Here is a 15484-nt window from a genome sequence, read left to right on the forward strand (position 1 = left end):
GCACCGCTGCTGGAGCTGCGGGAGCTGCGTACCGACATCGCGCTGCGGCGCGGCACCGTGCACGCCCTGGACGGGGTGAGCCTGGCGGTCCGGCCGGGGGAGACCCTCGGCATCGTCGGCGAGTCGGGCAGCGGCAAGACGATGACCGCGCTGTCGGTGATGGGGCTGCTGCCGCCGGGCGGCGAGGTGGTCGGCGGCGAGATCCGCTTCGAGGGCCGCGACCTGCGGTCGCTGCCTCCCGAGGAGGTACGCCGGATCCGGGGCGTCCGGATGGGCATGGTCTTCCAGGACCCGCTGACCTCGCTGAACCCGACGATGCGGATCGGCACCCAGGTCGCCGAGCCGCTGCGGGTGCACCAGCGGGTCGGCAGGGCGCAGGCCCGGGAGCGGGCGGTCGAGATCCTGCGCCGGGTCGGGATGCCCCGCCCGGACCGGGTGGTGGAGAACTACCCGCACGAACTCTCCGGCGGGATGCGCCAGCGGGTCGCCATCGCGATGGCGCTGGTCTGCTCGCCCCGGCTGCTCATCGCGGACGAGCCGACCACCGCGCTCGACGTGACCACCCAGCGGCAGATCCTCGAACTCCTCGACGACCTGCGGGAGGAGTTCGGGATGGCGGTCGTCCTGGTCACCCACGACCTCGGCGTGATCGCCGGCCGGGCCGACCGGGTCGCCGTGATGTACGCCGGCCGGGTGGTCGAGGTCGCCGGCACCGGCGAGCTGTTCCGGTCGCCCCGGCACCGCTACACCGAGGCGCTGCTGGAGGCGCTGCCGGAGTCGGCGGTCCGCACCGAGCAGGCCCGGCTCTACAGCATCCCCGGCCTGCCGCCGGACCTCTCCCGGCCGCTCACCGGCTGCCGCTTCGCCCCCCGCTGCCGGCACGCCACCGACGAGTGTCGCGGCACCGAGGTGGTGCTGACCCCCGGCGGCCGGCACCGGTACGCCTGCCTGCACCCGGTCGCCGCACCGGCCACGATCCCGTCCGCCGCACCGGCCACGGCCCTGGCCCGGCGCCCGGACGCACCGGCCCCCGTCCTACCGGACGTGCCGGCCGACGCGAAGGCCGCGGTCCCACCGGACGCGCCGGCCGACGCACCACGCGACGTGGCTGCCGTCGTCGAGTCGGGCGCGCCGCTCGACGGCGCCGCTGGGGTGCCGCTCGACCGTGCCGCTGGGGTGCCGCTCGACCGTGCCGCTGGGGTGCCGCTCGACCGTGCCGCTGGGGTGCCGCCCGACCGTGCCGCTGGGGTGCCGCCCGACCGTGCCGCTGGGGTGCCGCTCGACCGTGCCGCTGGCACGGCGGTCACCGGCGCTACCGGTGCCGGTCCGGCGCCGATCCTGTCGGTCCGGGACCTGGTCAAGAACTATCCCGCCGGTGGTGGCGGCCTGCTGCGCCGGGCCGCCGGGCAGGTCAGCGCGGTCGCCGGGGTGTCGCTGGACGTCCAGCCGGGGGAGACGTTCGGGCTGGTGGGCGAGTCCGGCTGCGGCAAGTCCACGGTGGGGCGGCTGATGGTCGGGTTGGAGCGCCCCACCGCCGGCCGGATCGTCCTGGACGGCACCGACATCGCCGGCCTGCGACGGCGGGAACGCCGCCGGATGCACCGGCAGGTCCAGTTGATGTTCCAGGACAGCTACGCGGCGATGAACCCCCGGATGCGGGTCGACGCGATCCTCGCCGAGCCGCTGGAGATCCAGCAGGTCGGCGACGGCGCGGCCCGCCGGGCGCGGATCACGGACCTGCTCGACCAGGTCGGGCTCTCCCGGCGGGTACTGGAACGCTATCCGCACGAGTTCTCCGGCGGTCAGTTGCAACGGATCGGCCTGGCCCGGTCGCTGGCCCTGCGACCCCGGCTGATCGTCGGGGACGAGCCGGTGAGCGCGCTCGACGTCTCGATCCAGGCCCAGGTGCTCAACCTGATGCGGGACCTGCAACGTGAGCTCGGGCTGGCGTACGTCTTCATCAGCCACGACCTCTCGGTCGTCGACTACATGTCGGACCGGATCGGGGTGATGTACCTCGGCAAGCTCGTCGAGGTGGGCCCGGCGCGCGACGTGGTCCGGTCCGCGCGGCACCCGTACACCCAGGCGTTGATCGACGCGGTCCCGTCCGCCAGCCCCGACGCCGCCGCGCAGCCGAGGAGCGGGGCGATCCGGGGCGAGTTGCCGAGCGCGGTGAACCCGCCGACCGGGTGCCGGTTCCGCACCCGGTGCCCGATCGCCGCCGAGATCTGCGGGACCGAGCCGCCGCTGGCCGGCGCCGTGCACCGGGTGGCCTGTCACTTCCCGCTACGTCCGGAGTCGAGCGCGGCCGGCGTACGGGCGGGGGCGGCCGGATAGCTCCCACCGGGCGGCGGGCCGGTCGTCGTCAGGGCGTGGCGAAGCCGTACCGGGAGGCGTGCTCGGGGTCGGCCGGGTCGATCTGCCGGAGCCCGTCGTCGGCGAGGCGCTTGTTGACCTCGTCGAGGTGGTCGCGGACCAGCCGGGCCTCCTCCTCGGTGACCCGGCCCCGGTGCGGCTTGCCGGCGTGTTCGAGACTGGCGTAGTCGACGCGTTCCCGGCTGGCCCTGGCCGGCCGGACCCGTTCGGCGGTGCGCAGCAACTGCGCCATCGGCACGTCGGTGGCGAGCGCGTCGAACTCGCTGGCGGTGAGCACCACCCGGCGGGGGGCCTCGCCCGGCCGGCCGTCGTGGATCTCCACGACCGCGACGTCCAGCGCCGCGTCGTCGATGCTCTCGACCTCGGCCGGCTCGGCCTCCAGCTGCACCGGCCCGGCGACCAGGTCCGGGTGGTCGAGCACCACGATCCGTACCGCCTCGTCGGCGCCGGGCAGCACCTTGCCGCTGAAGTCGGAGACGTGAACGGTCCGCTTACCCATGCCTGCGCTCTCCCTGTCCTGGCCGTGGTCACCTGAGACCTGTTCCTCGCCTGACACCTACTCCTCGGTGGGCGACGGCCGAGAAGAGAAGTTACCCGACAGGTGTGCGAATCGCCGGCCGGGGGAGCCCGTGTCCGTACCGTGGTTCGGGAGTGAGGCGTACCCGGCGCAGGAGTTGTGCGTTGACGGCGACCACGATGGTGGAGGCGGACATGAGCACCGCTCCGACGGCCGGGCTCAGGGTCAGGCCCGCCCAGGCCAGTACCCCGGCGGCCAGTGGGATCGCGACGATGTTGTAGCCGGCGGCCCAGGCCAGGTTCTGCAGCATCTTCCGGTACGACGCCCTGGAGAGCCGGATGACCCCGGTGACTCCCCGGGGGTCGGAGGAGGCGAGGACGACGCCGGCGGACTCGACCGCCACGTCGGTACCGGCGCCGATCGCGATGCCGACGTCGGCGCGGGCCAGCGCCGGGGCGTCGTTGACACCGTCGCCGACCATCGCCACGGTCAGGCCGCGGGACTGGAGGTCGCTGACCGCCCGGTCCTTGTCGGCCGGCAGCACCTCGGCGAACACCTCGTCCACACCGGGCCGGAAACCGAGGTCGGCGGCGACGGCGTCGGCGACCGGCCGGGCGTCACCGGTGATCATGACGATCTTGTCCACTCCCTGCTCGCGTAGCTGGCTGATCGCCTCCCGGGCCTCGGGACGGATCTCGTCCTCCAGGCTCAGTGCCCCGAGCACCTCGGCCCGCTCACCGTCGAGCCGGAGCAGGTGCAGTACGGCGGCGCCGCGCCGTGACCAGTCCTCGGTGGTGGCGACGAGGTCGTCCGGCACCTGCGCGCCGAACTCGCGGAGCAGGGCCGGGCCGCCGACGGCGTACCGGATGCCGTCGACACCGGCCTGTACGCCCCGGCCGGTCAGGGAGCGGAAGTCCGATGCGGACGCCGGACCGACGGGCGCGGCGGCGGCCACGATCGCCCTGGCGAGCGGGTGTTCGCTGTCGGCCTCCACCGCTGCGGCCAGTCGCAGCACCTGGTCCTCGGTCTCGCCTACGGCGGCGGTGATCCCGGTGACGGTGTGGGCGCCCCTGGTCAGGGTCCCGGTCTTGTCGAACAGCACCGCCTGCACGGTACGCATCCGCTCCAGCGCGAGCCGGTCCTTGACCAGGATGCCGGCCTTTGCCGCGACCGCGGTCGACAGGGAGATCACCAACGGGATGGCCAGCCCGAGGGCGTGCGGGCAGGCGATCACGAGCACGGTGACGGTGCGTACCACTGACTCGTCGAGGTCGCCGAACGCCCACCAGACCGCGAAGGTGACGATGGCGGCGGCCATCGCGACGTAGAAGAGCAGCGCGGCGAACCGGTCGGCAAGCACCTGGGCGCGACCGCCGGCGGCCTGGGCCTGGGCGACCAGGCGCTGGATGCCGGCCAGCGCGGTGTCCTCGCCGACCGCCTCGATCCGGACCCGGATCGCCGAGTCGGTGGCGACCGTGCCGGCGACCACCCGGTCGCCGCTCGCGCGGGTCACCGGCCGGGACTCCCCGGTGATCATGGACTCGTCGAGCTCGGCCTCGCCGTCGACGATCCGGCCGTCGGCCGGGACCCGGGCACCGGAGCGGACCAGCACGACGTCGCCGACGGTCAGCTCCGTGGCCGGGACCGGGCGCACCTGACCGTCGGCGCCGACACGTTCGGCGTCGTCGGGCAGCAGTGCGGCCAGGGCGGCGAGCGCGCCCCGGGCCTGGCCGATGGCCTTCATCTCCTGCCAGTGGCCGAGCAACATGATGGTGACCAGGGCGGCGAGCTCCCACCAGAAGTCGAGGTCGAAGGCGCCGACGCTGGTGGCGAGCGAGGCGACGTAGGCGACGGTGATCGCCATCGAGATCAGCAGCATCATGCCGGGGGCACGGTCACGCAGCTCCCGGACGCCGCCCGCCAGGAACGGCCAGCCGCCGTACCAGAAGACGACGGAGCCGAGCACCGGGCCGACCCAGGACATGCCCGGGAAGTCCACCGTGTAGCCGAACCAGTCCATGACCATGTGGCTGGTCGCCACGATCGGAACGGTCAGGGCCAGGCTCAGCCAGAACGTGCGCCGGAACATCTCCGGGTCATGGCCGGCGTGCTTGTCGTGTCCCCGGTGACCGTCGTGGCCGGGCGGACCTCCATGCCCCTCGTGACCGTCAGGACCGGCGGGCCCACCATGACCCGCGTGTCCACCATGACCCGCGTCTTCACCATGCGTGACGTCCAGCCGTGCCGTATGCGCTTCCTGTCGCATCTCCAGCACCTCCTCGATCCCGAAAGCTATACCCCTAGGGGGTATCATCGCAAGACCGGGTTCCCCGTGGCGTGGACCACTGCCCCCTGCTGACACAGCGTGCGCGCGGGCGATTCGGCGGCCGGGTTGGTCCGCCGGCTGACTAGGATGACCTCGATGACAGCCGTCGGTCGTGTCCAGTGCCGCCGATCACTTGCGGTGATCCGCATGGTGGCGATGCTGGTCGGGCTCGTCGGGCTGATCTTCATGCACCAACTCGTCGGTGCTCCGGTCGCGGATGGTCATCACTTGTCGCCCGCCGCCGTCGAGGAGATGGCGGGATCGGAGCTTCAGGCAACGGGTCCGGAAGGGGCGTCCGCTCTTCTCGCCGGCCCCGATCCACACTGTCCTCCGGGCGATCTCCACTGCCCGGAGGCGCCGCACGGGCACCCGGGACAGGTGTGCCCGGTCACCGCGTCGAGCCAGCTGCCGGCCGCACCGGCGCCGGCCCTGCTGCCGGTTCCTGGTCCGGTGCCGGCACTGGCCGTCGTGCTGTCTCCGCGGACGGCGGCGCACGAGGCCGCCGGTGGCAGTGGCTGCGGTCCTCCGACGCTGTCCGAACTCTCCCTCTGGCGCGTATAGGCCGACTCCCGGCCCGGTTACCGACTCCGCCCGATCCGCGGGCGGGGCGTCGGGCATCTCGTCGTGACCGTGAAACGGCTATCAGGGAGTCGACAAGCCATGTACATCAAACGATCCATCATTCGATCCGTCGTACTGACGTCCGCCGCGATCGGCGCCGTCGCTCTCGTCGCCGCCTGCGGTGGTGCGAGTGACGGCGGCGGTCGCACCACCGGGCGTCCGGTGGCGACCGCGACCGGCGTGCCGGCCGTGGCAGCCGGACACAACCAGGCGGACATCGCCTTCGCCCAGGGCATGATCCCGCACCACCGGCAGGCCGTGCAGATGGCCGAGATGGCGGAGCTCCGGGCCGGCGATCCGCGGGTCAGGTCCCTCGCAAGCAAGATCAGGGCAGCTCAGCAGCCGGAAATCGACCAGATGACGGCCTGGCTGCGGGAGTGGGGGGTGCCGGCGGCGCCCGCCTCTGTGGGCGGGCACGGCATGCACGGTGCCGCTCCGGGCGGACTCATGCCCGGGATGATGACCGAACACGACATGACCGGCCTGGAGCGGGTCGGCGGGCACGGGTTCGACCGGATGTTCCTGGAGATGATGATCCGCCACCACGAGGGTGCCGTGCAGATGGCCGGCACCGAGGTGGAGGAGGGCCAGAACCCGGCGGCGAAGAGTCTCGCGGAGAAGATCAGGTCAGACCAGACGGCGGAGATCCGCCAGATGCGGAACCTGCTCACCGGCGGGTAGGCGGCACGGTCCGGCGTGCCGAGTCTTGGCACGGCGCGCCGGACCGTCGCTGTCGCCCGCACCATGCCGTCGCCCCGTCGCCCCGTCGCCCCGTCGCCCCGTCGCCAGGAATATCTGTACGATGTACAACGTACGCCGTAAGGAGTTTTGGATGCCCGCGAGGAGCCGCCTGTGAAAGTCACCTCCGCCGCCGTCTCGTTGAACGTGGCGGACGTCGCCGCCGCCAGCCGCTTTCTCGTCGGGCACTTCGGGTTCCGCGAGGAGATGGCCGCCGACGGGTTCGCGTCGCTCCGCCGGGACGACGTCGGCATGAACGTCGTCTTCCTACGTCAGGGCCTGCCGACGCTGCCGGCGGACCAGCGCGACGAGCACGCCCGAGGGCTCATCCTGGCCTTCGTCGTCGAGGACCTGGAGGGCGAGCTCGCCCGCCTCCAGGCGGAGGGCGTGACCATCACCATGCCGCTCACCGTCGAGGAGTGGGGGGAGCGCGCCTTCCAGGTGCGCGACCCCAACGGGATCATCGTGCAGCTCGTCGACTGGAACGGAGCGGGTTAGCCGGATGCCCCGACGGCCGGGTCCGCGAGGAGGCGGCCGCCGGGGCACGCCGGGCCGGCGCGGCGGGCCGGAAAACAATGTTCGGGCCGGATGACCGGCCGTCTGTCCGATTGCTCCGTCAAGTGACGCTGATCTAAGTTCGAGGCCGGTTGACCGCCGCACCGATCGCTCCGTCGCGGCGGCGACGCGCGGACGGCGGGGGGCGCCCTTGCGTATTCAGCTGCTCGGTCCGGTGCGGGCCTGGCGTGACGGCGAACCGCTGGACCTGGGGCCCGCGGCCCGCCGGGTGGTGCTGGGACTCCTCGCGCTCGCCGGAGGAAAGCCGCTGCTGCGGGCCGAGCTCATGAGCGGACTCTGGTATGACCGGGAGCCACCGACCAGCGCCGCCAACGTCATCCAGACGCACGTCAAGCATCTGCGCCGGCTGCTGGAGCCGGACCGGCGCCCCCGGGACCGGGGCACCATGCTGCGGCTGGTCGGCGACGGCTACGCGCTGCACCTGCCCGCCGCCGCACTCGACCTGGCGCGGTTCCGGCAGTGCGTCGAGACGGCCGCGACCGCACAGCGACGCGGCGAACTCGCCGAGGCGGCGGACCTGCTCGGCGAGGCGCTGGCGCTGTGGCACGGTCCACCGCTCGCCGACCTCCCCACCCTGGCGACCCATCCGAAGGTCGTCGCACTGACCGGCGAGCGGCAGGCCGCACTCGGCCGGTACGGCGAGGTGATGATCGCCGCCGGTCGCGCCCCCGAGGCGCTCTCCATCCTGGCAGAGGCCGCGGTCGCCGCCCCGCTGGACGAGGCGGCGCACGCCTGGCTGATCCGGGCGTACCACGCGGCCGGACGGCGGGGGCAGGCATTCGCCGCGTACCACGAGGTGCGGCGCCGGCTCGCCGACGACCTCGGCGTCGCCCCCGGCCCAGCACTGGCGGAGGCACACACCGCGCTGCTGCACGACGAGGAACCGGCCGGCGCGGTGACCGCTCGGCACCAGGCGCGAGGTGGTCTCGGCACGGTGGCCGGCGGCCCGCCCCGGAGCGTCCCGACACCGGCGCAGCTTCCGGCGGACCTGGTCGACTTCGCCGGCCGGACGACCGAACTGGGCCTGCTGGACAGCCTGCTGGACCGCACGGACCCGTCGGCCGGCACGACCGCGACGGCGATCGCCGTCGTCTCCGGTACGGCCGGCGTCGGCAAGACCACCCTGGCGGTGCACTGGGCGCACCGGGTGGCACACCGCTTTCCCGACGGGCAGCTCTACGTCAACCTGCGCGGCTTCGACCCGAGCGGCGCGGCGGTGGACCCGGCCGAGGCGGTACGGCGCCTCCTCGACGCGCTCCAGGTGCCCGCCGAACGGATCCCGACCGACCTCGACGCCCAGGCCGCGCTCTACCGCAGCGAGATGTTCACCCGGCGGATGCTGGTGCTGCTGGACAACGCCCGGGAGGCCGCCCAGCTCCGGCCGCTGCTGCCGGGCGGCCCGGGTTGCCTGGTCGTGGTCACCAGCCGGACCCGGCTGGCGGACCTGGTCGCCATCGAGGGTGCCTGGCCGGTGCCGGTCGACCCGCTGCCGGGGCTGGAGGCCAGGGAACTGCTGATCCGGCGGATCGGCGGGCAGCGGGCCGGCGACGAGCCGCAGGCGCTGGCCGAGGTGCTCTCCTGCTGCGCCGGCCTGCCGCTGGCGCTGGCGATCGTGGCGGCCCGGGTCGCCACCGACCGGGACCTCTCCCTGACCGACCTGGCCGACCAGTTCCGCCGGGGCGCCGGCCGGCTGGACGCGCTGACCACCGGCGACCCGACCACCGACCTGCGGGCGGTCTTCTCCTGGTCGTACCGCTCACTCAGCCCGGCCGCCGCCCGGCTCTTCCGGCTGCTCGGCCTCCATCCGGGCCCGGACTTCACCGCCGCCGCGGCGGCCAGCCTGTCCGGTCGCCCGGTGACCGAGGTGCGCCGGACGCTGGCCGAACTGGCCCGGGCCAACCTCGTCGGGCAGCGCTCCGACGGCCGCTACGCCCTGCACGACCTGCTGCGGGCGTACGCGGCCGAGGACGCCGAGCGGGTCGACTCCGACCGTCGCCGCCGCGCCGCCACCGGGCGGCTGCTCGACCACTACCTGCACAGCGGGCACGCCGCCGACGTGCTGCTGCGGTCCGACCGGAGCAGTCCGGTCGCGCTCGGCCCGCCCCGCCCCGGGGTCACCCCCGAGCGTCCCGCCGACGACCGGGCGGCGATCGACTGGTTCACCGCCGAACGCACCGTGCTGCTGGCGGTCCTGGGCGACGCCGCCGGCGCCGGGCTGGACCTGCCGACCTGGCAGCTCGCCTGCTCCCTCGGCACCTATCTGGACCGGGCAAGCCACTGGTACGACCTGGTCGGCACCCAGCGGACGGCGGTGGCCGCCGCCCGCCGGATGGCCGACCCGACGGCCCAGGCCGTCGCGCACCGCTTCCTCGCCCGCGCCTACACCCGGCTGGACCGCCTCGACGACGCGCAGACCCAGCTCCGGTACGCCCTCGACCTCTACCGGCACTCCGGCGACGAGGCCGGGCAGGGGCTGACCCAGCTCAACCTGTCGCTGCTGGCGGAGCGGCGGGACCACCCCGTCGAGGCGCTCGAACACGCCCGGCGGGCACTCGAGCTGTTCCGGTCCACCGGCAACCGGCACGGGCAGGCCCGCGCGCTGAACGCGATCGGCTGGTGCCACACGCTCCTGGCCGACCACGCGTCGGCGCTCACCTACTGCGAGCAGGCCCTCGACCAGCTCCAGGAGCTCGGCGACCGGCTGGGGCAGGCCAACACCTGGGAGAGCCTGGGCCGGGCCCACCACCACCTGGGCGAGCCGTCCCGGGCGCTGGAGTGCTACCGGCACGCCCTGCGGCTCTTCCGGGTGCTCGGCGACCGTCACCTGGAGGGCATCACGCTGTCGCACGCCGGCGACACCCAGCAGAGTCTCGGTGACCTTCCGGCCGCCCGGGACGCCTGGCGGGGGGCGCTGGCACTACTTGGCGGGGTGGACCAGGTGGAGGCCGGCCGGGTGCGTACGAAGCTCGCCGCACTCGACCAGTCCGCCCAGGTGGTGGTGGCGGGGGCCGTCCGCTACCGCCCGGTCAGCGCGGTGCCGGCAGGGTCGTCGTCCACAGTGACCGCCCGTCCTGGTCCCGCAGGTGCACGGTGAGCGCTCCGGACGGGCCGTCGATGGCGACCTCGCCGAAGTGCTGGAAGCCCTCCGCCGGTGACGTGTTGGCCCGGGGCGGCGCGTGCACGAAGACCGCCCGCGGTCCGAAGGTGCCGTCCAGGGTGTTCGGCCCGAACGCCCCGGCGTGCGCGGGCCCGGAGACGAACTCCCAGAACGGGGTGAAGTCGGCGACCGCGGCCCGGGCCGGGTCGTAGTGGTGTGCCGCCGTGTAGTGCACGTCGGCGGTGAGGAAGACGATGCCGCGTACCCCGGCCCGGTGCGCGGCCCGGAGGATCTCGGCGAACTCCAGCTCCCGGCCGGCCGGCGCCCCGCCCTCGCCCTGGGCGACGCCCTCCTGCGCGGTCGCGCCGTCCGGCACCACCAGGCCGACCGGCAGGTCGGCGGCGATCACCTTCCAGGTCGCCCGGGACTGCTTGAGCTCCCGGATCAGCCAGGCCCGCTGCTCGGCGCCGAGCAGCCCGCGTCTCGGGTCGGCGTAGGTGTTGCCGTCGTTGGGGTCCTTGTGCGTGCGCATGTCCAGCACGAAGAGGTCCAGCAGCGGCCCGTACGGCAGCCGCCGGTAGAGCCGCCCGGACGACGGGGTCGGCACCCACTCGTGGAACGCCTGGCGGGCCCGGGCGGCGAGGACGTCGACCCGGCGTTCGGTGTAGCGGGCGTCGTCCAGGATCTCGCCGGGATACCAGTTGTTCGTCACCTCGTGGTCGTCCCACTGGTTGACCTGCGGCACGTCGGCGACGAACGCCCGGAAGTGCTCGTCGAGCAGGTTGTAGGCGAACTGTCCCCGGTATTCGTCCAGGGTCTCGGCGACCTTGCTCTTCTCCGGGGTGACGATGTTGCGCCAGGTGCTCCCGTCGGGCAGGGTCACCGTCTCGGCCAGCGGGCCGTCGGCGTAGACGGTGTCGCCGCTGCAGAGGTAGAAGTCGGGGTGTACCGCCCGCATGGCGCGGAAGATCGACATGCCGCCCAGGTCGGGGGCGATGCCCCAGCCCTGGCCGGCGATGTCGCCGGTCCAGACGAACCGGACGTCGTCGCGCCGGTCCCACGGGCCCGGGGCGGTGCGCAGCGAGCCGTGCAGCGCCTCGCTGAACAGGCCGGGCCGGTCGAGGCTCTCCACCCGGGCGCGGTAGTACAGCCGCTCCCCGGCCGGGAGGCCGGTCAGGCGTACCTTGCCGGTGAAGTCGCCGCGCGGGTCGAGCACCGGGCCGCGGACCCGGCGGGCACCCCGGAGGTCGGGACGCCGGCCCACCTCGAGGTGCAGCCGCCCGGCCCGGTCCGCCCGGGTCCAGACGACGGCGGAGTGCGCGGTCGCGTCGCCGCTCTGCACCCCGTGGGTCAGCACCGGGCGCCCGCCCGGGTGCCAGCCGGGCGTGCCGGGCCAGCCGGTCCGCCCGGTGGCGGGCGCGGCGGCGCCGCCGAGCAGGGCGCCGCCGGCGAGTCCGGCTCCGGTGGCCAGGCCGGCGCGAAGCAGGGTACGCCGATCAAGTGCGCTCATCGGTCCTCCGAATCTGGGTCCAACTCCGGTCCGTCGCAGGTCTACCGACCGGACGTTGCCTGATCACCCGGCTTCGGTGACCACCACCTCAACCGCACGCGAACGGCTGCCGGACGGTGGGCCGTGCCGGGGTCGCGCCCGGGCGGGCCGTGACGTTTCCGGCACCGCTGGCCGGGTAGGCGGCTCTGCGGGAGAGGAGGATCCGGTGGTGTCGAAGGAGTACCGAAAGGACCCGGAGGCGGTGTCCCGGCTGTCCCCGCAGCAGTTTCACGTCACCCAGGAGAGCGGGACGGAGCCGCCGTTCCGGAACGCCTACTGGGACAGCAAGGAGCCCGGGATCTACGTCGACGTCGTCTCGGGGGAGCCGCTCTTCGCCTCCGTCGACAAGTACGACAGCGGCACCGGTTGGCCGAGCTTCACCGCCCCGATCGAGGCCGGCAACGTCGTCCAGATCGCCGACGCCAGTCACGGCATGGTCCGCACCGAGGTGCGGTCGGCGCACGGGGACAGCCACCTCGGCCACCTCTTCGACGACGGCCCACGGGGCCGGGGCGGGATGCGGTACTGCATGAACTCCGCAGCGCTGCGGTTCGTGCCGCTGGCCGACCTCGAACGCGAGGGCTACGGCGAGTACCGCCGGCTCTTCGAGGGCGCCGCGGCGAGCTGATCCGGTGGCCCGGCCTGCCGTCCCGCTACCGCGCCCGGCCCGGCGGGCGGCGGCGGGCCCGCCGGACGGCGAATCCGCCCGCCGCCGTCAGGAGCAGCAGGGTGGCCGCCACCGCGGTGACGAAGTGGCCGGTGACGTCCTGGTGCGACTCCGCCGGCCGCGCGCGGCCGACCTCGGGGTCGTCGGGTGCGGCGCGCGGGGCGGCACCCGGGGTGGCGGAGGAGGGTGCCGACCGCTCCCGGTCCGCCACCGGATAGCGCAGCAGCACCGGATCGGCGGCGGACTCGCCCTCCGCCTTCTCGGAGAGGGTGAGCAGTGCCGTACCGTCCGGGCTGTAGCTGATCGCCTCGCCCTGCGGTTCGTCCGGCAGCGGGATGATCCGGGGCGTGCCGGTGACGACGGCCCGGACCACGTCGCCGTCGGGTACCTCGAACTCCAGGGCGTCGGCATAGGTCCGCAGCACCACCCGGCTGCCGTCCGGGGCGACCGCGCCACCGGTGACGAGCTGCGGGCCGAAGATCGAGTACGGGTTGCTGGTGGTGCTCCTCGGCAGGGTGAACTGCCCGACCCTGCGCAGCGGTACGGTCCGCCCGGGTCGCAGCGCCCCGTCCGGGCTGTAGAGGCCCGGCGTGCCGGGATCCTTGGTCACGATGATCGGGGTGCCGTCGGCGGAGAGCAGCAGTGCCTCGGCGTCGTGCGCGCCGTCCGGGTAGCTGACCCGGTGCAGCACCGGCGCACCGGCACCCGGGGCCAGTTTCCAGAGGGCGACGGTGTCCCGTACCCGGTCGTTGTCGCCGATGTCGCCGATCCAGATGGTGCCGTCCGGTGCCCGGGCCAGATCCTCGGTGTCCCGGGGCCGGGACGGGTAGCGGACGGATCGGGTGACCGCACAGTCCCGGCCGAGGAAGAAGACGCGCCGCCGGTTGTCCACGTCGGAGCCGTCGTTGACGACCACGTAGCCGTCCCCGGTGGCGGCCAGCCCGGAGATCTCGGGTAGTCGCTCGTCGTCGACCGTGCAGACGGGCGTGCCGGCGGCGGCGCGGACGCCGGCCACCGGCTGGCCGGGTGCTGTTCCCGCCACCGGCCGGGCCGCCGCGCCGCCGGTCGGCAGGACCAGCACCCCCGCCAGCACCGAGGTCACCCCCGCCAGCACCGAGGTCACCCCCGCCAGCACCGAGGTCGCCAGCCGTCGCATTCGGCAAGTGTGCCATGGGGTTTCACGTTTCGAGCCGGTATGCGGCGGGGGTCAGCCGTCAGCGGGACGAGGGCCAGCCCGCCGCCTCCTGCCGCACCGGCAGCGGCGCTTCCCACCCTGGCGGAGGCGGGCCCGCCGGGCTGACCGGCGCCACCTCGCCGGTGCCGGATGCGGGGGCGGCTCCGGGTGCGGGGCGGGGCTCGGTGGCGGTTCCGGTCTCCCGGACGAAGTCCACCACCCGGAGCACGACGTCGGGGTCGGCCAGGATGCGCCCGTGCCCGAGCCCACTGGTGCGGTGCAGCCGTCCCGGCCAGGCGGCGGCCAGGGCGGCGCCGTCGGTCGGGGCCACCTCGCGGTCGTCGCGGTCCTGCACCATCAGCAGCGGAGGCAGCCCGCCGACCCGCCGCCGGGCCCGCTCCGGCAGGTGGAAGTCGGCCATGGGGCGGCCGGCCAGCGATTCCAGCTCCGCGATGAACCGGTCGGCGGCCGCCGGGCCGATCCCGAGCGCCCGGCGGAACGTCCCGAGGTAGGGGAGCGGATCGGCGAGCGGAGCGATCAGCACCAGCCGGCGTACCGGCAGCCCGTCGAGGACGGCGAGCCCGGTCGCGCTGGCGCCGAGCGAGTGCGCGATCACGGCGTGCCCGGGGCCGTGCGCCCGGACGACGGCCGTCAGCGCGTCGGCGAACTCGACGAGTGTGGCGCGGTGCGGGCCGAGCGCGCCGGATGCGGAGCGGCCGTGGCTGAGGGCGTCCCAGGCGACCACCCGGTAGCCGGCCGCCACCAGCGGCGGTACGAATCCGTGCAGCTGGGTGGCGGAGCCACCCCAGCCGTGTGCCAGGTAGACGAGCGGGCCGCTGCCCCAGGCCCGGCCGGTGACCGTACTGCCGTTGACGGCGACGGTGAACGGGGCGCCGTCGTACGGGCCGGTGAAGGTGCCGGCACCGCCGGGACCCACCCGCACGGTGGGGACGGTGCCCCGGCGGCGGGGCGGGGTGCACCAGAGCCGCAGTGCGAGCCGGCCACCGGCGGCCGGGGCGAGGTGTTCGAGCACCCGGAACGCGACCCGCAGGCCGCGGACCGAGAGGGCACGAATAATGACACGAACGATCGTGCTTTTTTTGCGCCGGACGTACGCGGTGGTCATGGCGGCTCCTCGGGTCGTTGCGCTGCGCTCAGTCGGATTTCGGTCGTGCGGCGTCCAGCAGTGCCTCGAAGGCCCGCCGGGTCCAGGTCTCGGCGCGCGGATCGTGCAGCAGGCGTGCCGCGTGGAAGGCGCCGAGCATGACGCTGTGCAGGTCGTGGGCGAACCGTTCGGGGTCGGCGGCGCTGTCGAAGTGACCCTCGGCGACGCCGGTACGGAAGATCTGGGCGATCACGTCGGCCAGGTCGCGTTGCGCGGCGACCAGGTTCTCCCGGATCGGGCCGGGCTGGTCGTCGAACTCCGTCGAGGCCGAGACGAAGAGGCAGGCGCCGGGGACCTGGATGCTGGCGTACCAGTTCTCGAAGAGGGCCCGCATCCGCGCCTCGCCCCGGGGCGCGCGCAGCGCCGGGCGGATCACCTCGGCGGTGAAGGACTCCCGCGCGTGGTCGAGGACCTGCAGGTGCAGCGCCTCCTTGGAGCGGAAGTGCGCGAAGAGCCCGCTCTTGGACATCTCCATCCGGGCGGCGAGGGTGCCGATGGTGAGGCCGCCCAGACCGAGCCGGCTGGCGATCTCGGTCGCCTCCGCCAGCACCGCCTGGCGGGTGGCCTCCCCCTTGCTCACCCGTCAGTGATAGCACGATCGTTCGCATATGCCAACCGCGATTCGCCAACGCGCGCTGCCGGAGCGCGACGCCGAACACGCGACTGGCGGCATGGAAT

General features: G+C 74.1%; 11 protein-coding genes and 1 pseudogene. 6 read left to right on the plus strand and 6 right to left on the minus strand.

Going from position 1 to position 15484, the window contains the following annotated elements:
* Positions 1 to 3: 3 nt before the first annotated feature.
* Positions 4 to 2337, plus strand: a pseudogene (locus tag ACN27G_RS09370) (dipeptide ABC transporter ATP-binding protein); the annotation flags it as partial.
* Positions 2338 to 2365: 28 nt separating this feature from the next.
* Here ACN27G_RS09370 and ACN27G_RS09375 read toward each other — a convergent pair.
* Together ACN27G_RS09375 and ACN27G_RS09380 are read right to left on the minus strand one after the other, a co-directional pair.
* Entirely contained in the window at positions 2366 to 2875 is a 510-nt protein-coding gene (locus tag ACN27G_RS09375) for a hypothetical protein (protein ID WP_421492380.1), read from the minus strand.
* 91 nt (positions 2876 to 2966) lie between these two features.
* Positions 2967 to 5159, minus strand: coding sequence for a heavy metal translocating P-type ATPase (locus ACN27G_RS09380; protein ID WP_421492381.1), 2193 nt, complete (start codon positions 5157 to 5159; stop codon positions 2967 to 2969).
* 99 nt (positions 5160 to 5258) lie between these two features.
* Here ACN27G_RS09380 and ACN27G_RS09385 point away from each other — a divergent pair, with 99 nt between their 5' ends.
* The 4 genes from ACN27G_RS09385 (at position 5259) to ACN27G_RS09400 (ending at position 10248) form a co-directional block, all read left to right on the plus strand.
* A complete protein-coding gene (locus ACN27G_RS09385) occupies positions 5259 to 5780 on the plus strand; it encodes a hypothetical protein (protein ID WP_421492382.1) in 522 nt (173 codons plus the stop codon).
* Positions 5781 to 5879: 99 nt separating this feature from the next.
* Positions 5880 to 6521, plus strand: coding sequence for a DUF305 domain-containing protein (locus tag ACN27G_RS09390; protein ID WP_421492383.1), 642 nt, complete (start codon positions 5880 to 5882; stop codon positions 6519 to 6521).
* Positions 6522 to 6692: 171 nt separating this feature from the next.
* Positions 6693 to 7076 (plus strand): VOC family protein, encoded by a 384-nt coding sequence (locus ACN27G_RS09395; RefSeq protein ID WP_421492384.1) that lies wholly within the window; start codon positions 6693 to 6695, stop codon positions 7074 to 7076.
* Between the two features lie 208 nt (positions 7077 to 7284).
* The gene (locus ACN27G_RS09400; protein WP_421492385.1) at positions 7285 to 10248 is read left to right on the plus strand and encodes an AfsR/SARP family transcriptional regulator; all 2964 of its coding nucleotides are present in this window, start codon (positions 7285 to 7287) and stop codon (positions 10246 to 10248) included.
* Here the strand turns inward: ACN27G_RS09400 and ACN27G_RS09405 are convergent.
* A complete protein-coding gene (locus tag ACN27G_RS09405) occupies positions 10181 to 11761 on the minus strand; it encodes an alkaline phosphatase D family protein (RefSeq protein ID WP_421492386.1) in 1581 nt (526 codons plus the stop codon). The two genes, ACN27G_RS09400 and ACN27G_RS09405, sit on opposite strands and share 68 nt — an antisense overlap.
* A 205-nt stretch (positions 11762 to 11966) precedes the next feature.
* Here ACN27G_RS09405 and msrB point away from each other — a divergent pair, with 205 nt between their 5' ends.
* Entirely contained in the window at positions 11967 to 12428 is a 462-nt protein-coding gene (msrB, locus tag ACN27G_RS09410; protein WP_421492387.1) for a peptide-methionine (R)-S-oxide reductase MsrB, read from the plus strand.
* Positions 12429 to 12453: 25 nt separating this feature from the next.
* Here the strand turns inward: msrB and ACN27G_RS09415 are convergent, their stop codons facing one another.
* The 3 genes from ACN27G_RS09415 to ACN27G_RS09425 are packed head-to-tail and all read right to left on the minus strand — an operon-like array spanning position 12454 to position 15386.
* Positions 12454 to 13623 (minus strand): hypothetical protein, encoded by a 1170-nt coding sequence (locus ACN27G_RS09415; protein WP_421492388.1) that lies wholly within the window; start codon positions 13621 to 13623, stop codon positions 12454 to 12456.
* Positions 13624 to 13681: 58 nt separating this feature from the next.
* Positions 13682 to 14767, minus strand: a complete 1086-nt coding sequence (locus tag ACN27G_RS09420) for an alpha/beta fold hydrolase (RefSeq protein ID WP_421492389.1) — start codon at positions 14765 to 14767, stop codon at positions 13682 to 13684.
* Between the two features lie 28 nt (positions 14768 to 14795).
* On the minus strand, positions 14796 to 15386 hold the full coding sequence (locus ACN27G_RS09425; protein WP_421492390.1) for a TetR/AcrR family transcriptional regulator: 591 nt from the start codon (positions 15384 to 15386) through the stop codon (positions 14796 to 14798).
* Positions 15387 to 15484: the final 98 nt, after the last annotated feature.

The organism is Plantactinospora sp. WMMB334, from assembly GCF_049179095.1.
In the GTDB taxonomy this organism is placed as follows: Bacteria; Actinomycetota; Actinomycetes; order Mycobacteriales; family Micromonosporaceae; genus Plantactinospora.